We start from the raw sequence: 23,065 nt of genomic DNA on the forward strand, positions 1-23,065 counted from the left end.
GTTAGCCGTTATTGATGCTGTTGTACTTTTCTAAAACCCCTGAGCGTTTGCTCCGGGGTTTTTCTTTTTCAATCTTTCTCTGACTCAGGGATTTAGCGATGAAACTTGTAGCCCAGGGCTCAACCCTCGATCTCTCTCACCCACATGTGATGGGTATTCTTAACGTTACCCCGGATTCGTTCTCTGATGGCGGGACCCACAACACGCTGGTCGAAGCCGTGAAGCATGCCAATCTGATGATCAATGCCGGGGCGACTATCATTGATATCGGTGGGGAATCGACGCGTCCGGGGGCGGCAGATGTCAGCGTCGAGGAAGAGCTGGCGCGAGTCATTCCGACGGTAGAAGCGATTGCCCAGCGCTTTGAAGTCTGGATTTCCGTTGATACCTCAAAGCCGGAGGTGATCCGCGAGTCAGCGCGTGTTGGCGCGCATATCATCAATGATATCCGCTCGCTGACCGAACCGGGAGCGCTGGAGGCGGCGGCTGAAACGGGCTTACCGGTGTGCCTGATGCATATGCAGGGTCAGCCGAAGACAATGCAGGATGCCCCGAAGTACGCGGACGTGTTTGCTGACGTTGAGCGCTTTTTTATCGAACATATTGTGCGTTGCGAACGGGCCGGTATCGCAAAAGATAAATTGTTGCTCGACCCGGGATTTGGTTTCGGTAAAAATCTTTCTCATAATTATGAACTGCTTGCCCGACTTGGAGAGTTCCATCATTTTGGTCTTCCGCTGCTGGTAGGCATGTCACGTAAGTCGATGGTAGGTCAGTTGCTGAATGTCGGGCCGACGGAACGCCTGAATGGCAGCCTGGCTTGCGCAGTCATTGCTGCAATGCAGGGCGCGCAGATTATTCGCGTCCATGATGTCAAAGAAACGGTAGAAGCGCTGCGCGTGGTGGAAGCTACCCTGGCCGCTAAGGAAAATAAACGTTATGAGTAACCGCAAATATTTTGGTACGGATGGTATTCGTGGCCGCGTAGGCGATGCGCCAATAACGCCAGAATTTGTATTAAAGCTGGGCTGGGCGGCGGGTAAGGTGCTGGCACGCCACGGTTCACGGAAGATTATTATTGGTAAAGATACCCGTATTTCAGGGTATATGCTGGAGTCCGCGCTGGAGGCTGGATTGGCCGCCGCGGGATTATCCGCTTCTTTTACCGGCCCGATGCCAACGCCGGCAATTGCCTATCTGACGCGCACCTTCCGCGCGGAAGCCGGGATTGTGATTTCCGCTTCACATAATCCGTTTTATGACAACGGCATCAAATTCTTCTCTATCGAAGGTACCAAGCTTCCGGATGAGGTAGAAGAAGCCATTGAAGCCGAAATGGAAAAAGAGCTGACCTGCGTGGATTCCGCCGAGCTGGGTAAAGCCAGTCGTATCGTCGACGCCGCCGGTCGCTATATCGAGTTTTGCAAAGGCACCTTTCCGAACGAACTGAGCCTCAATGCTTTGAAGGTGGTAGTCGATTGCGCTCACGGGGCGACTTATCATATTGCGCCGAATGTTTTCCGCGAGCTGGGCGCTCAGGTTATAGCGATGGGCTGTGAGCCTGATGGCCTCAACATCAATGAAGAGGTCGGGGCGACGGACGTTCGTGCTCTGCAGGCGCGCGTGCTGGCGGAGAAAGCCGACCTGGGTATTGCCTACGATGGCGATGGCGATCGGGTCATCATGGTGGACCACGAAGGCAACAAAGTCGACGGTGACCAGATCCTCTATATCATTGCCCGTGAGGGGCTACGCCAGGGGCAGCTGCGGGGCGGCGCCGTCGGGACGCTCATGAGCAACATGGGCCTTGAACTGGCGCTTAAACAGCTGGGCATTCCTTTCGTTCGCGCGAAGGTGGGCGACCGCTATGTGCTGGAGAAGCTGCAGGAGAAAGGCTGGCGCATTGGCGCAGAAAACTCCGGTCATGTGATCTTACTGGATAAAACCACGACGGGGGATGGAATTGTCGCCAGCCTGCAGGTGGTGGCGGCGATGGTGCGTAACCATATGAGCCTGCACGACCTGTGCAGCGGAATGAAAATGTTCCCGCAGCTTCTGGTTAACGTTCGCTTTACTGAAGGTAGCGGCAACCCGCTGGAACATGAGCATGTAAAAGCAGTAACCGCGGAAGTAGAAGCGGCGCTGGGTAATCGGGGGCGCGTACTGCTGCGTAAATCAGGCACAGAGCCGCTGATTCGCGTTATGGTGGAAGGTGAGCACGAAGAGCAGGTGCACGAATTTGCCCACCGTATCGCCGATGCCGTAAAAAGCGTTTAATCTCTCTTGCTAAGTGATTAAAAAGGCGACGCTTGCCGCCTTTTTAATCGACAAAAAATCGCTTTTTGCTGTTTTTTTCCGCACTTGATACAATGCGCTGAAATTGCCCTTGCGAAGGTCATTCGCTTTGGTTAGTATTCACACCCGCTTCAGTGGGAAACGTTAAAACGTCCCGCTTTATTGGTCGAAGCACTTGGTATGCGGCAAATCCGCAAGGAACAGGTTGATTATGTACGAAGCTCTTTTAGTTGTTTTCCTTATTGTGGCAATTGGCCTTGTGGGTCTGATTATGCTGCAGCAAGGTAAAGGCGCTGATATGGGAGCCTCCTTCGGAGCAGGCGCTTCCGGCACTCTGTTTGGATCCAGCGGTTCTGGTAACTTCATGACCCGTATGACTGGTATCCTGGCTGCGCTGTTCTTCATCATCAGTCTGGCGCTGGGCAATATCAACAGCAACAAGACCAATAAAGGAAGTGAGTGGGATAACCTGAGCGCGCCGAAAACTGAGCAAACTCAGCCGACCGCGCCGGCGCAGCCGAGCAGCGACATCCCGCACTGATAAGCAGTATCCGTACCGAGGTGGTGGAATTGGTAGACACGCTACCTTGAGGTGGTAGTGCCCTAACGGGCTTGTGGGTTCGAGTCCCATCCTCGGTACCAATTTCCTGAAGAAAGACGCTGAAAAGCGTCTTTTTTTTCGTCCCGAAAAAGTTGAGCAGCAGCATTAGCGGCAGATATGTCACTCCGGTTGGGTTCGGGATTTTTCTGCATAAAAAAGGCCGCGTTAGCGGCCTTTGCGAATTTCTCTGGAGCGTTACTTCGCTTTATTTTCGAGGTTTTCCACCTGCGGCAGGCCAGTTGCGGAAGACGCGGTCAGCAGTCCAGACTGCGCGTAGCCAAACAGCTTATCGCGAGTATCGGTGATATCCAGGTTGCGCATTGTCAGCTGGCCGATACGATCCTCAGCGGAGAACATCGAGTCACCTTTTTCCATCGTCAGACGCTCTGCTTTATAGGTCAGATTATCAGAGACGGTATTCAGGATGGAGTAGTCGTTGCCGCGACGCAGTTCAAGCGTCACTTCGCCGGTAATTTGGCTTGCTACCCAGCGCTGCAGGCCGTCGCGCAGCATCAGCGCCTGGGAATCGAACCAGCGCCCTTGATACAGCAGCCGACCCAGCTGACGACCGTGCGCGTGGTATTGCTCAATGGTATCTTCGTTATGAATACCGGTCAGCAGACGCTCATAGGCAATATGCAGCAGCGCCATTCCCGGGGCTTCATAGATGCCGCGGCTCTTCGCTTCGATGATACGGTTTTCGATCTGATCGCTCATACCCAGACCATGACGGCCGCCGATGCGGTTAGCCTCCAGCATCAGTTCAACGTCATCGCTAAAGGTCTGCCCGTTCAGCGCAACAGGATGGCCCTGTTCAAAGCGAACGGTGACTTCTTCCGCAGGGATTTTGACGCTTTCATCCCAGAACTTGACGCCCATAATCGGGTTCACAATCTTGACGCTGGAGTTCAGGAATTCAAGATCTTTAGCTTCGTGCGTCGCGCCCAGCATATTGGAGTCGGTTGAGTAGGCTTTTTCAACGGACATTTTATAGTCAAACCCACAGGAGATCATAAACTCTGACATCTCCTGGCGGCCGCCTAACTCGTCGATAAAGTCGCTATCCAGCCACGGTTTGTAAATTTTCAGCTCAGCGTTGGTCAGCAGGCCGTAACGATAGAAACGTTCGATATCGTTGCCTTTATAGGTACTCCCGTCGCCCCAGATGTTAACACCGTCTTCCTTCATTGCGGCGACCAGCATGGTACCGGTCACTGCGCGGCCCAGCGGCGTAGTATTAAAGTAGGTCAACCCGCCGGTGGTGTTATGAAATGCGCCGCACTGGATCGCGGCAATGCCTTCCGCAACCAGCTGCTTACGGCAGTCGATCAGACGAGCCCCTTCAGCACCATACTCTTTGGCACGACGAGGAATGGCCTCGTAATCGTCTTCGTCTGGCTGTCCCAGATTGGCGGTATATGCATAAGGGACTGCTCCCTTTTTACGCATCCACAGCAGCGCGGCGCTGGTATCCAGCCCACCAGAAAAAGCAATACCAATACGTTGGCCAACCGGGAGATGCTTGAGAATCGTCGTCATAAAATAAAACCCTGCTAGATAGACTGTGGTGAGTTTGACTCAACAATCTTTATTGCATGTTTATGCATTAATTGTGAGTTTTCATTTAATCATCTTTTGCTGGCGACAGGAAGAGGCTGAGCCGCTTTTTGCCAAAAAACCCAGAAATACCAGCATGAACCGAAACCTGGCAATGTGAAATTCATGTTGACAAAATATATGAAGTATCAATACAATTCACTACGATTTTATGTCCCGTCTCTCGGTACCAAATCCCAGCAGTATTTGCGTCTTTTACTCAAAACGAGTAAAATATGCCACGTTTCAGGCGCGGGGTGGAGCAGCCTGGTAGCTCGTCGGGCTCATAACCCGAAGGTCGTCGGTTCAAATCCGGCCCCCGCAACCACTTTCCCATTAAGTACTTTTTCAAATATACTGTGAGGACCGGGTCCTTCGTAGACGAATTTGAAAGAATTCTTCTGGAAAGTGTTCCAGATCGCAGTTGCGATCTCAGGGTTCAGTTATCTAAAGCCCCGATTTATCGGGGTTTTTTGTTATCTGACTTCAGAATAACTGGGCTATACGCCCTTTTTTTATGTCTTGGGGGTGGGTTTGTCCACATTAGAGCAAAAATTAACAGAGATGCTCACAGCGCCAGTTGAAGCGCTTGGCTTTGAGCTGGTCGGCATCGAATTTATTCGCGGTCGCACGTCCACACTGCGCATCTATATTGATAGTGAAGATGGCATCAATGTTGATGATTGTGCTGATGTGAGCCACCAGGTCAGTGCTGTTATGGACGTAGAAGACCCGATTACAGTCGCTTATAACCTGGAAGTTTCTTCTCCAGGTCTCGATCGTCCTATGTTTACCGCCGAGCACTATGAGCGTTTCATCGGCGAAGAAGTTTCGCTGGTTTTGCGCATGGCGGTACAGAACCGACGCAAATGGCAGGGCCTTATCAAAGCGGTAGACGGTGAGATGATCACGGTAACCGTCGAAGGCAAAGATGAAGTGTTCGCGCTGAGTAACATCCAGAAGGCGAACCTGGTTCCCCACTTTTAACAGTCTGGATTGAGGTGAAAGGCCCCGATGAACAAAGAAATTTTGGCTGTTGTTGAAGCCGTTTCCAACGAAAAGGCGCTGCCGCGTGAGAAAATTTTCGAAGCGTTGGAAAGTGCGCTAGCAACGGCTACCAAGAAAAAATATGAGCAAGAGATCGACGTTCGCGTAGAAATCGATCGTAAAAGCGGTGATTTCGACACATTCCGTCGCTGGCTGGTTGTTGAAGAAGTGACCCAGCCGACTCGCGAAATCACGCTGGAAGCTGCGCGTTTCGAAGATGAAAGCATGAATCCTGGCGATTACGTCGAAGACCAGATTGAGTCTGTCACCTTTGACCGTATCACTACGCAGACCGCGAAGCAGGTTATCGTACAAAAAGTACGTGAAGCCGAACGCGCAATGGTCGTCGATCAATTCCGTGAGCACGAAGGTGAAATCATCACGGGCGTAGTGAAGAAAGTGAACCGCGACAATATCACGCTGGATCTGGGCAACAACGCTGAAGCCGTGATCCTGCGCGAAGACATGCTGCCGCGTGAGAACTTCCGTCCGGGTGACCGTATCCGCGGCGTACTGTACGCAGTTCGTCCGGAAGCGCGTGGCGCGCAGCTGTTCGTGACTCGCTCCAAGCCGGAAATGCTGGTTGAACTGTTCCGCATTGAAGTTCCGGAAATCGGTGAAGAAGTTCTCGAAATTAAAGCGGCGGCTCGCGATCCTGGCTCTCGTGCCAAAATCGCGGTTAAAACCAACGACAAGCGCATCGATCCGGTTGGCGCCTGCGTCGGTATGCGCGGCGCGCGCGTTCAGGCAGTCTCGACTGAACTGGGCGGCGAGCGTATCGATATCGTGCTGTGGGACGATAACCCGGCGCAGTTCGTGATTAACGCCATGGCTCCGGCTGACGTCGCATCTATCGTGGTAGATGAAGACAAGCACACCATGGATATCGCAGTAGAAGCGGGCAACCTGGCGCAGGCCATTGGCCGTAACGGTCAGAACGTCCGTCTGGCGTCTCAGCTGAGCGGCTGGGAACTCAACGTCATGACCGTTGATGACCTCCAGGCTAAGCATCAGGCTGAAGCCCATGCAGCGATTGATACCTTCACTAAATATCTTGATATTGATGAAGATTTCGCCACGCTGCTGGTTGAAGAAGGTTTCGCCACTCTGGAAGAGCTGGCCTATGTGCCAATGAAAGAACTGCTGGAAATTGACGGTCTGGATGAAGCGACCGTTGAAGCACTTCGTGAGCGGGCGAAAAACGCGCTGACCACGCTGGCGCTGGCCAAAGAAGAGAGCCTGGGTGACAGCAAACCTGCCGACGATCTGTTGAATCTGGAAGGTTTGGATCGCGCTCTGGCATTCACCCTGGCCGCCCGTGGTGTTTGTACGCTGGAAGATCTCGCCGAGCAGGGCATTGATGATCTGGCTGATATCGAAGGCTTGACCGACGAGAAAGCCGGAGAACTTATCATGGCCGCTCGTAATATTTGTTGGTTCGGCGACGAAGCGTAATAAACTGTAGCAGGAAGGAACAGCATGACAGATGTGACCATTAAAGCGCTGGCCTCGGAGATTCAGACCTCTGTGGATCGCCTGATACAGCAATTTGCTGATGCAGGGATCCGCAAATCGGCTGATGATTCTGTGACCGCGCAAGAGAAGCAAACCTTGTTGACGCACCTGAACCGTGAACACGGCTCAGCGCCCGACAAGCTGACGCTGCAGCGCAAAACGCGCAGCACGTTAAATATTCCGGGTACCGGTGGAAAGAGTAAGTCGGTACAAATCGAAGTCCGCAAGAAACGCACCTTTGTGAAACGCGATCCGCAAGAGGCCGAACGCCTTGCCGCGGAAGAGCAGGCGCAGCGTGAAGCGGAAGAGCAAGCCCGTCGTGAGGCAGAAGAAGCTGCCAAACGCGAGGCGCAATTAAAAGCTGAACGTGAGGCCGCAGAACAAGCGAAACGTGAACTCGCCGATAAAGCGAAACGTGAAGCCGCGGAAAAAGACAAAGTGAGCAATCAACAAACCGACGATATGACCAAAACCGCCCAGGCTGAAAAGCAACGCCGCGAAAACGAAGCTGCGGAGCTGAAGCGCAAATCGGAAGAAGAAGCACGCCGCAAACTTGAAGAAGAAGCGCGCCGTGTAGCGGAAGAAGCACGCCGTATGGCTCAAGAAAATGAAAAGAACTGGACTGAAGCGCCAGAAACCCCTGAAGAGACCACTGACTATCACGTAACGACTTCTCAGCATGCGCGTCAGGCTGAAGACGATAACGATCGTGAAGTTGAAGGCGGTCGCGGCCGTGGACGTAATGCGAAAGCAGCGCGTCCGGCTAAGAAAGGCAACAAACACGCTGAATCGAAAGCCGATCGTGAAGAAGCCCGTGCGGCCGTTCGCGGCGGTAAAGGTGGCAAGCATCGTAAAGGTTCTGCTCTGCAGCAAGGCTTCCAGAAGCCGGCTCAGGCGGTTAACCGTGATGTTATCATCGGCGAAACCATCACCGTTGGCGATCTGGCCAACAAGATGGCCGTCAAAGGTTCTCAGGTCATCAAAGCGATGATGAAGCTGGGCGCCATGGCGACGATTAACCAGGTCATCGACCAGGAAACCGCACAGCTGGTTGCCGAAGAGATGGGCCACAAAGTTATCCTGCGTCGTGAAAACGAGCTGGAAGAAGCGGTAATGAGCGACCGTGACACCGGCGCTGCGGCTGAACCGCGCGCACCGGTTGTGACCATCATGGGTCACGTTGACCACGGTAAAACCTCTCTGCTGGACTACATTCGTTCAACGAAAGTGGCCTCTGGCGAAGCGGGCGGCATTACCCAGCACATCGGTGCGTACCACGTCGAAACCGACAACGGTATGATCACCTTCCTGGATACCCCGGGTCACGCCGCGTTTACCTCTATGCGTGCTCGTGGTGCGCAGGCGACGGATATCGTGGTTCTGGTTGTGGCGGCAGACGACGGCGTAATGCCGCAGACTATCGAAGCTATCCAGCATGCGAAAGCGGCGCAGGTACCTCTGGTGGTTGCGGTGAACAAAATCGATAAGCCGGAAGCGGACCTGGATCGCGTTAAAAACGAGCTCTCTCAGTACGGCGTTATGCCGGAAGAGTGGGGTGGCGAAGCGCAGTTCATCCCTGTATCCGCTAAAGCCGGTACCGGTATTGACGATCTGCTGAATGCTATCCTGCTGCAGGCTGAAGTTCTGGAGCTGAAAGCGGTTCGCAACGGTATGGCGAGCGGCGCGGTTATCGAATCTTTCCTCGATAAAGGTCGTGGTCCGGTTGCCACCGTTCTGGTACGCGAAGGTACGCTGCATAAAGGCGACATCGTCCTGTGCGGTTTCGAATACGGTCGCGTTCGTGCGATGCGTAACGAACTGGGTCAGGAAGTGCTGGAAGCGGGTCCGTCCATTCCGGTGGAAATCCTTGGCCTGTCAGGTGTACCGGCTGCCGGTGACGAAGTGACCGTTGTGCGTGACGAGAAAAAAGCACGTGAAGTTGCGCTGTATCGTCAGGGTAAATTCCGTGAAGTTAAACTGGCTCGTCAGCAGAAATCTAAGCTTGAGAACATGTTCGCCAACATGACCGAAGGCGAAGTTCACGAAGTGAACATCGTCCTCAAAGCGGACGTGCAGGGCTCTGTGGAAGCGATCTCCGACTCCTTGCTGAAACTGTCTACCGACGAAGTGAAAGTGAAGATTATCGGTTCCGGCGTAGGTGGTATCACCGAAACCGACGCGACCCTGGCGGCCGCATCCAACGCGATTCTGGTTGGCTTCAACGTACGTGCTGATGCATCCGCACGTAAAGTTATCGACGCGGAAAGCCTGGATCTGCGCTACTACTCCGTCATCTACCATCTGATCGACGAAGTGAAAGCAGCGATGAGCGGCATGCTGTCTCCGGAACTGAAACAGCAGATCATTGGTCTGGCTGAAGTCCGTGATGTGTTCAAATCGCCGAAATTCGGCGCCATCGCAGGCTGTATGGTTACCGAAGGTACGATCAAGCGTCATAACCCAATCCGCGTCCTGCGCGACAACGTGGTTATCTATGAAGGCGAGCTGGAATCCCTGCGCCGCTTCAAAGATGACGTTAACGAAGTTCGTAACGGTATGGAGTGTGGTATCGGCGTTAAGAACTACAACGACGTTCGCGTTGGCGATATGATCGAAGTGTTCGAAATCATCGAGATTCAACGTACCATCGATTAATCGTTTAGTAGGCCGGGGAAGCGCAGCGCCACCCGGTTATACAAAATTAAAGGGGGCCGCGTGGCCCCCTTATTTGTCTGGAGAATTTATTATGGCGAAAGAATTTGGTCGCCCGCAGCGCGTGGCCCAGGAGATGCAAAAAGAGATCGCAATCATCCTGCAGCGCGAAATTAAAGACCCGCGTCTGGGCATGATGACGACCGTTTCAGGCGTTGAAATGTCCCGCGACCTGGCCTATGCCAAAGTGTTTGTGACCTTCCTGAACGACAAAGACGAAGCCGCCGTGAAAGCGGGGATCAAGGCCTTACAGGAAGCGTCTGGTTTTATCCGCTCGCTGCTGGGCAAAGCGATGCGCCTGCGTATCGTGCCGGAACTGACTTTCTTCTACGACAATTCATTAGTCGAAGGGATGCGCATGTCGAACCTGGTGACCAGCGTGGTAAAACATGACGATGAACGTCGTGTGAACCCGGACGACAGTAAGGAGGACTAATGAGTCGTCCTCGTCGTCGCGGCCGTGACGTGCATGGCGTACTGTTGCTGGATAAACCGCAGGGCGCATCCAGCAACGACGTGCTGCAGAAAGTTAAGCGGCTTTATAATGCTAATCGGGCAGGGCACACCGGGGCGCTGGATCCGCTGGCGACCGGTATGCTGCCGATTTGCCTCGGGGAAGCGACAAAGTTTTCCCAGTATCTGCTCGATTCTGACAAGCGCTACCGCGTGATTGCCAGGCTTGGCCAGCGCACCGATACCTCTGATGCCGATGGCCAGGTGGTGGAGGAGCGTCCGCTGACGTTTAGCCCGGAGCAGTTGGCGGCAGCGCTCGACGGCTTCCGTGGCGAAACCCAGCAGGTACCGTCGATGTATTCGGCGCTGAAATACCAGGGGAAAAAGCTGTACGAATATGCCCGACAGGGGATTGAAGTACCGCGTGAATCCCGGCCGATTACGGTGTACGAGCTGCTGTTTATTCGCCATGAGGGGACGGAGCTCGAGCTGGAGATTCACTGCTCGAAAGGCACCTATATCCGCACGATTATTGATGATTTAGGCGAGAAACTCGGGTGCGGTGCGCACGTCATTTTCCTGCGTCGCCTGGCTGTCAGTAAATATCCCGTCGAACGGATGGTGACGCTGGAGCAGCTGCAGGCGCTTGTCGAACAAGCACATGCGCAGGATATTCCCGCAGCCCAGCTGCTGGACCCGCTGCTGATGCCGATGGACAGCCCGGCTTCGGATTACCCGCTGGTGAATATTCCGGAAACCTCGGCCGTCTACTTTAAAAACGGTAACCCGGTGCGGACATCGGGCGCGCCGCTGCAGGGGCTGGTTCGCGTTACTGAAGGCGCTGAAGAGAAGTTTCTTGGTATGGGTGAGATGGATGATGAAGGCCGCGTGGCGCCTCGTCGTCTGGTGGTTGAATACCCTGTCTGAGCGCTTTCCTTGCGATAAAAGGCTGCTGCGAGTAGAATATCGCCGCTTAACACTCGCCAACGTGTTTTAACATTTGCGAGCGTTATATCAGGGGTTGCTGAATTAGAGATCGGCACCCTTTCTTTCTTTTAATTTTGGAGTTCGAAAATGTCTCTAAGCGTTGAAGCTAAAGCAAAAATCGTTTCTGAGTTCGGTCGTGGCGAAAACGACAGCGGTTCTACTGAAGTTCAGGTTGCACTGCTGACTGCACAGATCAACCACCTGCAGGGTCACTTTGCAGAGCACAAAAAAGATCACCACAGCCGTCGTGGTCTGCTGCGCATGGTTTCTCAGCGTCGTAAACTGCTCGACTACCTGAAACGTAAAGATGTTGCACGTTACTCTGCGCTGATCGAGCGTCTGGGTCTGCGTCGCTAATTCTGCGAGTTTCAGAAGAAGGGGCCTCACGGCCCCTTTTTTCGACCGGGCGGCAGCAATTCATTAAAAACTCATGTATTGTTGCTATTAATGATCTTCATGCAGAGGTTCGCGCGGCTAATGAGAGGCTTGACTCGCAGGGGCGGGTAAAGGTTGTCATTAGTCGCGAGGATGCAGAAGATCGGGTCATACGATGTCTTATCGTGGATTTGACATCATCTATAGATAAAAGGATAGAATTTTGCTTAATCCGATCGTTCGTAAATTCCAGTACGGCCAACATACCGTAACGCTGGAGACCGGCATGATGGCGCGCCAGGCAACTGCCGCCGTTATGGTTAGCATGGATGACACCGCGGTATTCGTTACCGTTGTGGGCCAGAAAAAAGCGAAGCCAGGCCAGGATTTCTTCCCGCTGACCGTTAACTATCAAGAGCGTACCTACGCTGCAGGTAAAATCCCGGGTGGTTTCTTCCGTCGTGAAGGCCGTCCGAGCGAAGGCGAAACCCTGATCGCGCGTCTGATTGACCGCCCGGTTCGCCCGCTGTTCCCGGAAGGCTTCGTTAACGAAGTTCAGGTTATCGCGACCGTGGTTTCCGTTAACCCGCAGGTTAACCCGGATATCGTCGCGATGATCGGCGCTTCCGCAGCGCTGTCCCTGTCCGGTATTCCTTTCAACGGCCCAATTGGCGCCGCTCGCGTGGGTTATATTAATGACCAGTACGTGCTGAACCCGACCCAGGAAGAGCTGAAGTCCAGCAAACTGGATCTGGTTGTCGCAGGTACCGAAGCCGCAGTACTGATGGTTGAATCCGAAGCTGAACTGCTGAGCGAAGACCAGATGCTGGGCGCGGTCGTGTTTGGTCACGACCAGCAGCAGGTGGTTATTCAGAACATCAACGATCTGGTGAAAGAAGCCGGTAAGCCGCGCTGGGACTGGCAGCCGGAAGTGGTTGATGCGGCGCTGAACGCGCGCGTTGCCGCGCTGGCTGAATCTCGCTTGAGCGATGCTTACCGTATCACCGACAAACAGGAGCGCTATGCTCAGGTTGACGTGATCAAATCTGAAACTATCGCGACCCTGGTTGCGGAAGATGAAGCTCTGGACGCTAACGAACTGGGCGAAATCCTGCACGCAATCGAGAAAAACGTGGTGCGTAGCCGCGTACTGGCCGGTGAGCCGCGTATCGATGGTCGTGAAAAAGATATGATTCGTGGTCTGGACGTTCGTACCGGCGTTCTGCCGCGTACCCACGGTTCCGCACTGTTTACCCGTGGCGAAACTCAGGCGCTGGTTACTGCGACCCTGGGCACCGCACGCGACGCGCAGAACATCGATGAACTGATGGGCGAGCGCACGGACTCCTTCCTGTTCCACTATAACTTCCCTCCGTACTCCGTAGGCGAAACGGGAATGGTCGGTTCTCCGAAGCGTCGTGAAATTGGTCACGGTCGTCTGGCTAAGCGCGGCGTACTGGCCGTGATGCCGACTATCGAAGAGTTCCCGTACACCGTTCGCGTGGTTTCTGAAATCACCGAATCTAACGGCTCCTCCTCCATGGCTTCCGTTTGTGGCGCTTCTCTGGCGCTGATGGACGCAGGCGTGCCGGTGAAAGCCGCCGTTGCGGGTATCGCAATGGGTCTGGTGAAAGAAGGCGACAACTTCGTTGTACTGTCTGACATTCTGGGCGATGAAGATCACCTGGGCGATATGGACTTCAAAGTAGCGGGTTCCCGCGAAGGTATCTCTGCTCTGCAGATGGATATCAAAATTGAAGGTATCACCAAAGAGATCATGCAGGTTGCTCTGAACCAGGCTAAAGGTGCGCGTCTGCACATCCTGGGCGTGATGGAACAGGCGATTAACGCGCCGCGCGGCGATATCTCTGAATTCGCACCGCGTATCCACACGATCAAGATCAGTCCGGACAAAATCAAAGACGTTATCGGTAAGGGCGGTTCCGTTATTCGTGCGCTGACCGAAGAAACCGGCACCACTATCGAAATCGAAGATGACGGTACCGTGAAGATCGCGGCAACCGATGGCGACAAAGCGCAGCACGCGATTCGTCGTATCGAAGAGATCACCGCTGAGATCGAAGTTGGCCGTATCTACAACGGTAAAGTGACCCGTATCGTTGACTTTGGCGCGTTTGTTGCCATTGGCGGCGGTAAAGAAGGTCTGGTTCACATCTCTCAAATCGCCGACAAGCGCGTTGAGAAAGTGACCGACTATCTGCAGATGGGTCAGGAAGTGCCGGTTAAGGTTCTGGAAGTTGACCGTCAGGGCCGTGTCCGTCTGAGCATCAAAGAAGCAACTGAACAAACTCAGCCTGCGGCTGCGCCGGAAGCTCCGGCTGCCGAACAGCAGGGCGAGTAAGGTTGCCGTTTGCCCTCCGCATTGCGGAGGGCGCATTGCGGGCAGGACGCCCTGTTTGCAGCCGGGGAACTGGACGTTCATCCAATCGTTGTCTTCGGGAGTGGGAAATGAAGCCTTTTTTGCGCTGGTGTTTCGTGGCGACAGCTCTCACGCTGGCAGGATGCAGCAACTCTGCCTGGCGTAAGGACGCAGTCCTCGCGGTGCCATTGCAACCGACTTTGCAGCAGGAAGTGATTCTGGCGCGCATGGAACAAATTCTTGCCAGTCGGGCTTTAACCGATGACGAACGCGCACAGCTTTTATATGAGCGCGGAGTGTTGTATGATAGTCTCGGTCTGAGGGCATTAGCGCGAAATGATTTTTCACAAGCGCTGGCAATCCGACCGGATATGCCTGAAGTATTCAATTACTTAGGCATTTACTTAACGCAGGCAGGCAATTTTGATGCTGCCTATGAAGCGTTTGATTCTGTACTTGAGCTTGATCCAACTTACAACTACGCGCACTTAAATCGCGGTATCGCCCTGTATTACGGCGGTCGCGCTAAGTTAGCGCAAGATGATCTGCTGGCGTTTTATCAAGACGATCCCAATGATCCTTTCCGAAGCCTGTGGCTTTATCTCGCCGAGCGTCAGCTCGATGAGAAGCAGGCGCTTGAAGCACTGAGACAGCGCTTAAACAAGTCGGATAAAGAACAATGGGGATGGAACATTGTCGGGTTCTACCTTGGCGACATTAGCGAAAAAGAGCTAATGGACCGTCTGAAGGCAGACGCAACGGATAACACCTCGCTCGCTGAGCATCTCAGTGAAACCAACTTCTATTTAGGTAAGTACTACCTAAGTCTGGGGGACAAGGACAGCGCTACGGCACTGTTCAAACTGGCGGTCGCAAACAACGTTCATAACTACGTTGAGCACCGATACGCATTGTTGGAATTATCGCTCTTGGGCCAGGAGCAAGATGACCTGGCAGAATCGGACCAGCAATAGCTGACGAACACATCAGCCCTTTTTTGATTGCCATCACCTTTGCGGGTGAGGGCGTTGTTGTTCGTTAATACACCTACTTTGAGCCGGTTCACACTTTTCAATGAAAATTACCGAAAATTTTCACGATGAGTTATGTAGACTGGCCGCCATTAATTTTGAGGCACACGTACTACATGGCTGAATTCGAAACCACTTTTGCAGATCTGGGCCTGAAGGCTCCCATCCTTGAAGCGCTTAACGATCTGGGTTACGAAAAACCATCTCCGATCCAGGCTGAGTGCATTCCGCATCTGCTGGGCGGCCGCGACGTTCTGGGTATGGCCCAGACGGGTAGCGGTAAAACCGCAGCGTTCTCTTTACCGCTGCTGAACAACATCGATCCTGAGCTGAGAGCACCGCAGATTCTGGTGCTGGCGCCGACCCGCGAACTGGCGGTACAGGTTGCTGAAGCAATGACGGAATTCTCTAAACATATGCGCGGCGTAAACGTGGTTGCCCTGTACGGCGGCCAGCGTTATGACGTGCAGCTGCGGGCGCTGCGTCAGGGGCCGCAAATCGTTGTCGGTACCCCGGGTCGTCTGCTGGACCACCTGAAACGCGGTACGCTGGATCTCTCTAAGCTGAGCGGTCTGGTTCTGGATGAAGCTGACGAAATGCTGCGCATGGGCTTCATCGAAGACGTAGAAACCATTATGGCGCAGATCCCGGAGGGTCATCAGACCGCTCTGTTCTCTGCCACCATGCCGGAAGCCATTCGCCGTATTACCCGCCGCTTTATGAAAGAGCCGCAGGAAGTGCGCATCCAGTCGAGCGTAACAACTCGCCCGGACATCAGCCAGAGCTACTGGACTGCTTACGGTATGCGTAAAAACGAAGCGCTGGTGCGTTTCCTGGAAGCGGAAGATTTTGATGCGGCGATTATCTTCGTTCGTACCAAAAACGCGACCCTGGAAGTGGCCGAAGCGCTGGAGCGTAGCGGTTATAGCAGCGCTGCGCTGAACGGCGACATGAACCAGTCCCTGCGTGAGCAGACTCTGGAGCGTCTGAAAGACGGTCGTCTGGATATCCTGATTGCAACCGACGTTGCGGCCCGTGGCCTGGACGTTGAGCGTATCAGCCTGGTGGTTAACTACGATATCCCGATGGATTCCGAGTCTTACGTTCACCGTATCGGCCGTACCGGTCGTGCGGGTCGTGCTGGCCGCGCGCTGCTGTTCGTTGAGAACCGCGAGCGTCGTCTGCTGCGCAATATCGAACGTACGATGAAGCTGACCATTCCGGAAGTTGAACTGCCGAACGCAGAACTGCTGGGCAAACGCCGTCTGGAAAAATTCGCGGCGAAAGTTCAGCAGCAGCTGGAAAGCAGCGATCTGGATCAGTACCGTGCACTGCTGGCGAAAATCCAGCCGTCTGCCGAAGGCGAAGAGCTGGACGTGGAAACGCTGGCCGCCGCGCTGCTGAAAATGGCTCAGGGCGAACGTCCGCTGATCCTGCCGCCGGATGCGCCTATGCGTCCTAAGCGCGAGTTCCGCGACCGTGACGATCGTTTCGAACGTCGCGGCGACCGTAACGACCGTGGCCCGCGCGGCGACCGTCCGGAACGCAGCGGCGAAGATCGTCCGAAGCGTGAGCGTCGTGACGTTGGCGATATGGAACTGTACCGTATTGAAGTGGGCCGTGATGACGGCGTTGAAGTTCGTCACATCGTTGGCGCAATTGCCAACGAAGGCGACATCAGCAGCCGTTACATCGGTAACATCAAGCTGTTTGGTTCTCACTCCACCATCGAACTGCCGAAAGGCATGCCGGGCGAAGTGCTGCAGCACTTTACGCGTACCCGCATCCTGAACAAGCCGATGAACATGCAGCTGCTGGGCGATGCTCAGCCGCGTCCTGAACGCAGCGGCGAACGTCGTGGCGGCGGTGAGCGTCGTGAAGGCGGTCGTAGCTTCGGCGGCGGTGAACGTCGTGAAGGCCGTGGTTTCGGCGGTGAGCGTCGCGAAGGCGGCCGTGGTGAAGGTCGTCGTTTCAGCGGCGAACGTCGTGAAGGTGGCCGCGCGCCGCGCCGCGATGATGCTTCAGCTCCGCGTCGCGATGACTCCGCAGGTCGTCGTCGTTTCGGTGGCGATGCATAATTAGCGCTTTCCGCTAACGTAAAGTAAACGATACAGCCCCGATCTTTATGATTGGGGCTTTTTTTATTCCCTTTGTACTCGTGTACTGGTACAGTGCGTCACGTTGATAAAAAGAAAAGTATTTTCGACTGGAGATTTCGGCAAATGGCGACACTTACCACTACGGCAACCCGACCGTCCTTGTTTGGCGGCGTAGTGATTATTGGCGGGACGATTATTGGGGCGGGCATGTTCTCACTGCCGGTTGTGATGTCCGGCGCGTGGTTCTTCTGGTCTCTGGCGGCGCTGGTTTTTACCTGGTTTTGTATGCTTCACTCCGGGTTAATGATCCTCGAAGCGAACCTGAATTACCGGATTGGCTCGAGCTTCGATACCATTACTAAAGATCTGCTCGGCAAAGGCTGGAATCTGGTTAACGGCGTGTCGATCGCCTTTGTTCTTTATATTCTGACTTACGCCTATATCTCCGCCAGCGGCTCGATTCTGCACCATACGTTTAGCGAAATGTCGCTGAACGTACCGGCAAGGGCGGCAGGTTTCGGTTTTGCGCTGCTGGTGGCGTTTATCGTCTGGTTGAGCACCAAAGCGGTGAGCCGCATGACGGCCATTGTGCTGGGAGCTAAGGTCATTACCTTCTTTTTGACCTTTGGCAGCCTGTTGGGGCACGTCCAGCCGACCACCCTGTTTAACGTGGCTGAACAAAATGCCTCGTATATGCCCTATCTGCTGATGACGCTGCCGTTCTGCCTCGCGTCCTTCGGCTATCACGGCAACGTGCCGAGCCTGATGAAGTACTACGGCAAAGATCCGCGCACAATCGTTAAGTGTCTGGTTTACGGTACGCTGCTGGCGCTGGGCCTGTACGTGGTGTGGCTGCTGGTGACGATGGGTAATATCCCACGCCCTGAGTTTATCGGTATTGCGCAGAAGGGGGGCAACATAGATGTCCTGGTCCAGGCGCTCAGTGGGGTACTGAACAGCCGGAGTCTGGATCTGCTGTTAGTCATTTTTTCGAACTTTGCCGTTGCCAGTTCATTCCTTGGCGTGACGCTCGGTCTGTTTGATTATCTGGCGGATCTGTTCGGGTTCGATGACTCCGCGCTGGGACGCTTTAAAACCGCGCTTCTCACCTTTGTTCCGCCGATGGCGGGTGGCCTGCTGTGGCCGAACGGATTCCTCTACGCGATCGGCTATGCGGGGCTGGCGGCGACGATCTGGGCGGCAATTGTACCGGCGCTGCTGGCTCGCGCATCGCGCAAACGCTTTGGTAGCCCATTGTTTCGCGTTTGGGGCGGAAAGCCGATGATTGCTTTGGTTCTGCTGTTCGGGCTGGGTAACGTTATCGTGCATTTCCTGTCGAGCTTTAACGTATTACCCACCTATCACTAATTGAAAATGCGGCAAAAATGCCGCATTTTTCACTATCCGAGAAGTTCTTCTTTCACCTGCATCGCCAAATCAAATGAATGCAGGCGCGCCTGATGATCGAAGATTTGGCCGTTGACCATGATTTCATCGGCCTGGGTTTCCTGCAGGATCGACTCCAGCCCGTGACGGATTTTCGCTTTATCGCCGACCAGCGACATGCTCAGCGCTTTTTCGACGCCGTACTGCTCTGAAGCGGACCACAGCTGATGCATATTTTGCACCGGCGGCGGCAGCTGTCCGGTCTCGCCGCGGCGCAGTTTGACGAACGCCTGCTGCATGGACGTAAACAGAAATTCCGCATCTCTGTTGCTGTCGGCGGCAATAATGTTAATGCATACCATCGCGTACGGCTTCGCTAACCGCTCTGACGGCTGGAAGTGGGTGCGGTAGAGGTGCAGGGCCTGAAAGAGCATATCCGGGGCGAAGTGCGAGGCAAAGGCAAACGGCAGCCCAAGCTGCGCCGCCAACTGGGCGCTGTACAGGCTTGAGCCGAGCAGCCAGACCGGGATCTTCTCGCCATACCCGGGAACCGGGCGCACGTGCGGATTAGGATCGCGGGCGTCGAACCAGTCCACCAGCTCCGAGACATCGCGCGGGAAGTTATCGACATCGCCGCTCATATGGCGACGCAGCGCGCGCATGGTTGGCTGATCGCTGCCCGGCGCGCGGCCAAGGCCGAGATCGATGCGTCCCGGGTAGAGCGTATTGAGCGTACCGAACTGCTCGGCAATCACCAGCGGCGAATGGTTCGGCAGCATCACGCCGCCGGAGCCCAGATGCAGAGTGGTGGTATTCGCGGCAAGGTAGCCAATCAGTACGGAAGTCGCCGCGCTGGCGATACCGACCATATTATGGTGTTCGGCCAGCCAGTAGCGGTGATAGCCGCGCTTTTCCGCCAGCTGCGCCAGGTCTAAAGAGTGGGAGAAGGCTTCCTTTGCGGAAGAACCTTGCGGGATCGGCGCCAGATCGAGCACCGAGAACGAAACAGATTTGTCAGTCATAAAGGCTCACTTTGCTACAGCATCGTCATCAGATTGAAGGTCTTCTTCCAGCCTGGCGTATCCAGGATACGCCAGCCAGAAAAGCTGCATCTTTAATAGTGCATTAAAAAGCAGCGATAGCCATTAACAAAGTGAGCGGTTAATCAGCTCTGCAATTCCAGCCCGGCCAGTCGTCGCCAGTAGCCGTTGCAGTCGCTGTTCGCCGTCAGCGGCAGCGGCGCCGCGCCGTTTTCATTCGCCCGGAAGGCGTCCAGCATAGCGAAGGTCTCGCTACCCAGCGGCGACAGGCGAACCATATCCACCAGCCCGGTCATGGTGCTTAGCTCATTCCCGAGGTTGTAGACGTAGCCGCTCATGGTCTGAATGCCGTTGAGGACGAACACCTGCTGGTTCTCCTGCGAAAGCACGTCGCGCCCGTTAGGGTATTTTATGCAGCAGGTTTCACACTCGTCTTTCGGCCGGTCTTCCGAGCGCGCGGTAAAGCAGCGGGCGGAGTAGGCCAGCGGCAGATGACCGTAGCTCAGGACCTCCACCTCAAACCGGCCGCGAATGCCCAGCTCGTCGCACTGGGTCAGCAAATTCGCCAGCCAGTCGCGGGAAAGTTCGACCGGCATACACCAGCGCACCATGCCCTGCTTGAGCAGCAGACGCAGGGTGACGGCGTTGTAGCAGTTAAGCGCGTGCCCGGCGACGAACGGCAGCTTACGTTCCGCGCACAGATTAACGACGCCGAGATCGCTGGCTTCAATCAGAAATTCGCCGTTATCGACATAGCGCTTCAGTTCGCCCAGCTCCGAGGACGCCTGCACCAGCGCGAGGGTGGAAAGCACCACCTGTTTACCGCTTCCCGCCAGCGTTTTTGCCATGTCGAGCCAGTCGCCGACTTTGATGGCGCGACGTTTGCTGCATACCGCTTCGCCGAGGTAAATTGTGTCCGCGCTGCAGCTTGCCGCCTGCTGGTAAAAATCTTCCAGCGTCTCTTTTGACCAGTAATAAAGCACCGGCCCTAATGAATATTTCATTGCTGTTCTCACTGCCATTTACGGTGATAGGCGCCAAGGGTGGTTTGCGTCCCTTCGGACATGGAACCGAGGGTCTCCATCCACGCGGACTGCGGTACGAAGTTTTGCGGATCGGCTTTGCAGCGATCGATCGCCTGACGCCAGACTTTCGCCACCTGTGTAACGTACGCCGGGCTGCGCTGGCGCCCCTCGATTTTCACCGAGGCAATATTTGCCGCCATCAGCTCCGGCAGCAGCTCCAGGGTGTTCAGGCTGGTGGGCTCTTCCAGCGCGTGGTAGCGCTCGCCGTCGACCAGATACCGCCCTTTACAGAGGGTGGGATAGCCGGCGTTTTCACCATCTCGATAGCGGTCGATCAGCACTTCGTTAAGGCGTGATTCCAGTCCCTGCGGCGTTTGCTGCCAGCGCACGAAGCGCGCCGGCGAACAGGCGCCGACGGTATTCGGCGATTCGCCGGTCAGATAAGAGGAAAGGTAGCAGCGTCCTTCCGCCATAATGCACAGGCTACCGAAGGCAAAAACCTCCAGCGGCACCGGCGTGGCGCGCGCCAGCTGTTTGACCTGGTGAATCGACAGCACGCGCGGCAGCACCACGCGGGCGACGTCAAAATTGCGATGATAAAACTTTACCGCCTCTTCGTTGGTGGCCGAGGCCTGGACGGAAACGTGGCGCTCAATATGCGGATAATGCTCGGCGGCGTATTCCAGCATCGCGATATCGGCGAGGATCAGCGCGTCGGCGCCCAGCTGCGCCGCCATGTCGACCGCGCGCTGCCAGCGGGCATAACCATCAGGATGCGCGAAGGTGTTAATGGCAATATGCAGTTTGCGACGATGCTGGTGCACAAAGCTGACGGCTTCCTGCAGTTTCTTTTCGGTGAAATTAAGGCCGGCAAAGTGGCGGGCGTTGGTGTCATCTTTCAGCCCGATATAGACGGCATCGGCGCCGTTTTCGATGGCCGCCTTAAGCGCCGGAAGGTTACCGGCTGGGCAGAGCAGCTCCATAATTTTTCCTGAAAAACGCGGCCCGTCAGGGACGCTGGATGGTTAATGAGCTGGGATTTTAGTTAACCTTTTGGTGATAATTTTTGATTTGAGGCAGTTAAAAGCGTATTGGCGGGATCAATACCTGCGGCCCGGCATCGTGATTTTGTTGATTTACGCCGCTATGTCGTTTATTTGATATGGCACAATAGAGGAACTATTGCATTCATGGAGTAAAGCTTGTGTTGGATAAACTGCGTTCCAAACTGGTTCACTTTGGCCCGTCGATGATGAGCGTGCCGGTTAAGCTGGCGCCATTTGCCCTCAAGCGCCAGGTGCTGGAACAGGTATTAAGCTGGCAATTTCGTCAGGCGCTGGCGGATGGGGAACTGGAGTTTCTCGAGGGGCGCTGGTTAAGTATTCATGTGCGCGACATCGGCCTGCTGTGGTATACCTCGGTGGTGGACGGTCGTCTGGTGGTCAGCCCTGCGGCTGAAGCGGACGTCAGCTTCAGCGCCGACGCCAGCGACCTGCTGATGATCGCGGCGCGTAAGCAGGATCCGGATACGCTGTTCTTCCAGCGTCGCCTGGTTATCGAAGGCGATACCGAGCTGGGACTGTATGTAAAAAACCTGATGGATGCCATTGAGCTGGAGCAGATGCCAAAGGCGCTGCGTATTATGCTGCTGCAGCTGGCGGACTTTGTTGAAGCTGGCCTGAAAGGCCCGCAGAAACCTGAACAGACATCGGTAGGTGAGGCATGCTGATTCGAGTAGAGATTGGGATTGATGCGCCGGGTATCGATGCTCTATTGCGTCGTACCTTCGGCGGCGACGCGGAAGCGCAGCTGGTGCACAGTCTTCGTGAAGATGGCCTGATCACGCTGGGCGTGGTGGCGACGGATGACGAAGGTCAGGTCGTAGGCTACGTGGCCTTTAGCCCGGTCGCCGTCGAAGGCGAAGAGCTGCAGTGGGTTGGACTGGCTCCGCTGGCGGTCGATGAAAGCTACCGCGGTCAGGGCATCGGGCGTCAACTGGTCTATGAAGGGCTCGATTCCCTGAACGAGTTTGGCTATGCCGCCGTCGTGACGCTTGGCGATCCGGCGCTGTATGGCCGTCTGGGCTTTGAACCCGCGGCGCGTTTCGATCTGCGCTGCCGCTGGCCCGATAGCGCCGAGGCTTTCCAGGTGCATCGTCTGGCCGATGACGCGCTGAACGGCGTGAGCGGGCTGGTCGAATATAGCGACCACTTTAATCGCTTCTGAGGCTTTCCAGCAGCGCCTCAAATGAACCGTCCCCGGCAACGAGGCGCTCTTTCTGGCGCTTCGTTAGCTGCTTAATACGATACTCAAGCCGCAACGCTAGTGAGCGTTCACCAACTTCCTGACTGAAGGCCAGCTGAAGCTCGCCTTTTCCACGCAGCGCTTTCGCGCCCTTACCAGTCTGATGCTGGCAAAAGCGGCGTGAAACATCGGTGGTAATCCCGGTATAAAGGCGATTATCGGCGGTACGAATCAGATAGAGAAACCAGCACACGGTACAGAGGTCGCTATGTTAAGGTG

At 55.0% G+C, this 23,065-nt stretch carries 21 protein-coding genes and 2 tRNA genes; 18 read left to right on the forward strand and 5 right to left on the reverse strand.

Annotated features, from left to right (window positions below):
• Positions 1–98 precede the first annotated feature (98 nt).
• The 4 genes from folP (at position 99) to ABLU88_RS15045 (ending at position 2,937) form a co-directional block, all read left to right on the forward strand.
• A complete protein-coding gene (folP, locus tag ABLU88_RS15030; RefSeq protein ID WP_014226978.1) occupies positions 99–947 on the forward strand; it encodes a dihydropteroate synthase in 849 nt (282 codons plus the stop codon).
• Positions 940–2,277: a phosphoglucosamine mutase gene (gene glmM, locus ABLU88_RS15035; protein WP_014226977.1), complete on the forward strand. Its 1,338-nt coding sequence runs from the start codon at positions 940–942 to the stop codon at positions 2,275–2,277. Before folP ends, glmM begins: the two co-directional genes overlap by 8 nt.
• 229 nt (positions 2,278–2,506) lie before the next feature.
• On the forward strand, positions 2,507–2,836 hold the full coding sequence (gene secG / locus ABLU88_RS15040; RefSeq protein WP_004106103.1) for a preprotein translocase subunit SecG: 330 nt from the start codon (positions 2,507–2,509) through the stop codon (positions 2,834–2,836).
• A gap of 14 nt (positions 2,837–2,850) precedes the next feature.
• Positions 2,851–2,937: transfer RNA gene (locus tag ABLU88_RS15045), tRNA-Leu, on the forward strand.
• Between the two features lie 154 nt (positions 2,938–3,091).
• On the opposite strand, the gene argG is transcribed toward ABLU88_RS15045, so the two are convergent.
• On the reverse strand, positions 3,092–4,435 hold the full coding sequence (argG, locus tag ABLU88_RS15050) for an argininosuccinate synthase (protein WP_004106101.1): 1,344 nt from the start codon (positions 4,433–4,435) through the stop codon (positions 3,092–3,094).
• Between the two features lie 308 nt (positions 4,436–4,743).
• Here argG and ABLU88_RS15055 point away from each other — a divergent pair.
• From ABLU88_RS15055 to mtr, 12 genes are all read left to right on the forward strand, one after another.
• Positions 4,744–4,820: transfer RNA gene (locus ABLU88_RS15055), tRNA-Met, on the forward strand.
• Between the two features lie 206 nt (positions 4,821–5,026).
• Entirely contained in the window at positions 5,027–5,479 is a 453-nt protein-coding gene (gene rimP / locus ABLU88_RS15060) for a ribosome maturation factor RimP (RefSeq protein WP_004125659.1), read from the forward strand.
• A gap of 27 nt (positions 5,480–5,506) precedes the next feature.
• Positions 5,507–6,994 (forward strand): transcription termination factor NusA, encoded by a 1,488-nt coding sequence (nusA, locus tag ABLU88_RS15065; protein WP_004854539.1) that lies wholly within the window; start codon positions 5,507–5,509, stop codon positions 6,992–6,994.
• A 24-nt stretch (positions 6,995–7,018) separates the two neighbouring features.
• Positions 7,019–9,709, forward strand: a complete 2,691-nt coding sequence (gene infB / locus ABLU88_RS15070; protein ID WP_025108147.1) for a translation initiation factor IF-2 — start codon at positions 7,019–7,021, stop codon at positions 9,707–9,709.
• A 91-nt stretch (positions 9,710–9,800) separates the two neighbouring features.
• The gene (gene rbfA, locus ABLU88_RS15075; protein WP_004106092.1) at positions 9,801–10,202 is read left to right on the forward strand and encodes a 30S ribosome-binding factor RbfA; all 402 of its coding nucleotides are present in this window, start codon (positions 9,801–9,803) and stop codon (positions 10,200–10,202) included.
• The gene (gene truB / locus ABLU88_RS15080; RefSeq protein ID WP_014839629.1) at positions 10,202–11,146 is read left to right on the forward strand and encodes a tRNA pseudouridine(55) synthase TruB; all 945 of its coding nucleotides are present in this window, start codon (positions 10,202–10,204) and stop codon (positions 11,144–11,146) included. Before rbfA ends, truB begins: the two co-directional genes overlap by 1 nt.
• A gap of 147 nt (positions 11,147–11,293) precedes the next feature.
• The gene (rpsO, locus tag ABLU88_RS15085; protein ID WP_002918244.1) at positions 11,294–11,563 is read left to right on the forward strand and encodes a 30S ribosomal protein S15; all 270 of its coding nucleotides are present in this window, start codon (positions 11,294–11,296) and stop codon (positions 11,561–11,563) included.
• Positions 11,564–11,804: 241 nt separating this feature from the next.
• On the forward strand, positions 11,805–13,943 hold the full coding sequence (gene pnp / locus ABLU88_RS15090; protein WP_009651902.1) for a polyribonucleotide nucleotidyltransferase: 2,139 nt from the start codon (positions 11,805–11,807) through the stop codon (positions 13,941–13,943).
• A 107-nt stretch (positions 13,944–14,050) separates the two neighbouring features.
• Positions 14,051–14,935: a lipoprotein NlpI gene (gene nlpI / locus ABLU88_RS15095; RefSeq protein WP_004854535.1), complete on the forward strand. Its 885-nt coding sequence runs from the start codon at positions 14,051–14,053 to the stop codon at positions 14,933–14,935.
• Positions 14,936–15,035: 100 nt separating this feature from the next.
• Positions 15,036–15,116, forward strand: coding sequence for a protein YrbN (yrbN, locus tag ABLU88_RS15100; RefSeq protein WP_085954934.1), 81 nt, complete (start codon positions 15,036–15,038; stop codon positions 15,114–15,116).
• Positions 15,109–17,070 carry a DEAD/DEAH family ATP-dependent RNA helicase gene (locus tag ABLU88_RS15105; RefSeq protein ID WP_014839626.1) on the forward strand — a complete coding sequence of 654 codons (1,962 nt, stop codon included), beginning with the start codon at positions 15,109–15,111 and terminating at the stop codon, positions 17,068–17,070. Before yrbN ends, ABLU88_RS15105 begins: the two co-directional genes overlap by 8 nt.
• A 144-nt stretch (positions 17,071–17,214) precedes the next feature.
• The gene (mtr, locus tag ABLU88_RS15110) at positions 17,215–18,459 is read left to right on the forward strand and encodes a tryptophan permease (protein WP_025108146.1); all 1,245 of its coding nucleotides are present in this window, start codon (positions 17,215–17,217) and stop codon (positions 18,457–18,459) included.
• Positions 18,460–18,491: 32 nt separating this feature from the next.
• Here mtr and ABLU88_RS15115 read toward each other — a convergent pair whose 3' ends face one another.
• From ABLU88_RS15115 to ABLU88_RS15125, 3 genes are all read right to left on the reverse strand, one after another.
• On the reverse strand, positions 18,492–19,499 hold the full coding sequence (locus ABLU88_RS15115) for an LLM class flavin-dependent oxidoreductase (protein WP_064375033.1): 1,008 nt from the start codon (positions 19,497–19,499) through the stop codon (positions 18,492–18,494).
• A 143-nt stretch (positions 19,500–19,642) separates the two neighbouring features.
• Positions 19,643–20,521 carry a U32 family peptidase gene (locus tag ABLU88_RS15120; RefSeq protein ID WP_070596329.1) on the reverse strand — a complete coding sequence of 293 codons (879 nt, stop codon included), beginning with the start codon at positions 20,519–20,521 and terminating at the stop codon, positions 19,643–19,645.
• Between the two features lie 8 nt (positions 20,522–20,529).
• Positions 20,530–21,525, reverse strand: a complete 996-nt coding sequence (locus tag ABLU88_RS15125) for a peptidase U32 family protein (RefSeq protein ID WP_148851121.1) — start codon at positions 21,523–21,525, stop codon at positions 20,530–20,532.
• Positions 21,526–21,746: 221 nt separating this feature from the next.
• Here ABLU88_RS15125 and ABLU88_RS15130 point away from each other — a divergent pair, with 221 nt between their 5' ends.
• Together ABLU88_RS15130 and ABLU88_RS15135 are read left to right on the forward strand one after the other, a co-directional pair.
• On the forward strand, positions 21,747–22,271 hold the full coding sequence (locus ABLU88_RS15130; RefSeq protein ID WP_004854523.1) for an SCP2 domain-containing protein: 525 nt from the start codon (positions 21,747–21,749) through the stop codon (positions 22,269–22,271).
• Entirely contained in the window at positions 22,265–22,768 is a 504-nt protein-coding gene (locus ABLU88_RS15135; RefSeq protein WP_004125592.1) for an N-acetyltransferase, read from the forward strand. Before ABLU88_RS15130 ends, ABLU88_RS15135 begins: the two co-directional genes overlap by 7 nt.
• Here ABLU88_RS15135 and ABLU88_RS15140 read toward each other — a convergent pair.
• A complete protein-coding gene (locus ABLU88_RS15140; RefSeq protein ID WP_025108143.1) occupies positions 22,755–23,039 on the reverse strand; it encodes a GIY-YIG nuclease family protein in 285 nt (94 codons plus the stop codon). The genes ABLU88_RS15135 and ABLU88_RS15140 overlap by 14 nt on opposite strands.
• Between the last annotated feature and the right edge of the window lie 26 nt (positions 23,040–23,065).

Origin of the sequence: Klebsiella sp. GW_Kp182, from assembly GCF_040062275.1 — a bacterium.
Taxonomy (GTDB): domain Bacteria; phylum Pseudomonadota; class Gammaproteobacteria; order Enterobacterales; family Enterobacteriaceae; genus Klebsiella; species Klebsiella michiganensis.

Coding starts and splice junctions, on each gene's coding strand:
- folP (WP_014226978.1), top strand. CDS start 99: ATGAAACTTGTAGCCCAGGGCTCAACCCTCGATCTCTCTCACCCACAT.
- glmM (WP_014226977.1), top strand. CDS start 940: ATGAGTAACCGCAAATATTTTGGTACGGATGGTATTCGTGGCCGCGTA.
- secG (WP_004106103.1), top strand. CDS start 2,507: ATGTACGAAGCTCTTTTAGTTGTTTTCCTTATTGTGGCAATTGGCCTT.
- argG (WP_004106101.1), bottom strand. CDS start 4,435: ATGACGACGATTCTCAAGCATCTCCCGGTTGGCCAACGTATTGGTATT.
- nusA (WP_004854539.1), top strand. CDS start 5,507: ATGAACAAAGAAATTTTGGCTGTTGTTGAAGCCGTTTCCAACGAAAAG.
- infB (WP_025108147.1), top strand. CDS start 7,019: ATGACAGATGTGACCATTAAAGCGCTGGCCTCGGAGATTCAGACCTCT.
- rbfA (WP_004106092.1), top strand. CDS start 9,801: ATGGCGAAAGAATTTGGTCGCCCGCAGCGCGTGGCCCAGGAGATGCAA.
- truB (WP_014839629.1), top strand. CDS start 10,202: ATGAGTCGTCCTCGTCGTCGCGGCCGTGACGTGCATGGCGTACTGTTG.
- rpsO (WP_002918244.1), top strand. CDS start 11,294: ATGTCTCTAAGCGTTGAAGCTAAAGCAAAAATCGTTTCTGAGTTCGGT.
- nlpI (WP_004854535.1), top strand. CDS start 14,051: ATGAAGCCTTTTTTGCGCTGGTGTTTCGTGGCGACAGCTCTCACGCTG.
- yrbN (WP_085954934.1), top strand. CDS start 15,036: ATGAAAATTACCGAAAATTTTCACGATGAGTTATGTAGACTGGCCGCC.
- ABLU88_RS15105 (WP_014839626.1), top strand. CDS start 15,109: ATGGCTGAATTCGAAACCACTTTTGCAGATCTGGGCCTGAAGGCTCCC.
- mtr (WP_025108146.1), top strand. CDS start 17,215: ATGGCGACACTTACCACTACGGCAACCCGACCGTCCTTGTTTGGCGGC.
- ABLU88_RS15115 (WP_064375033.1), bottom strand. CDS start 19,499: ATGACTGACAAATCTGTTTCGTTCTCGGTGCTCGATCTGGCGCCGATC.
- ABLU88_RS15120 (WP_070596329.1), bottom strand. CDS start 20,521: ATGAAATATTCATTAGGGCCGGTGCTTTATTACTGGTCAAAAGAGACG.
- ABLU88_RS15125 (WP_148851121.1), bottom strand. CDS start 21,525: ATGGAGCTGCTCTGCCCAGCCGGTAACCTTCCGGCGCTTAAGGCGGCC.
- ABLU88_RS15135 (WP_004125592.1), top strand. CDS start 22,265: ATGCTGATTCGAGTAGAGATTGGGATTGATGCGCCGGGTATCGATGCT.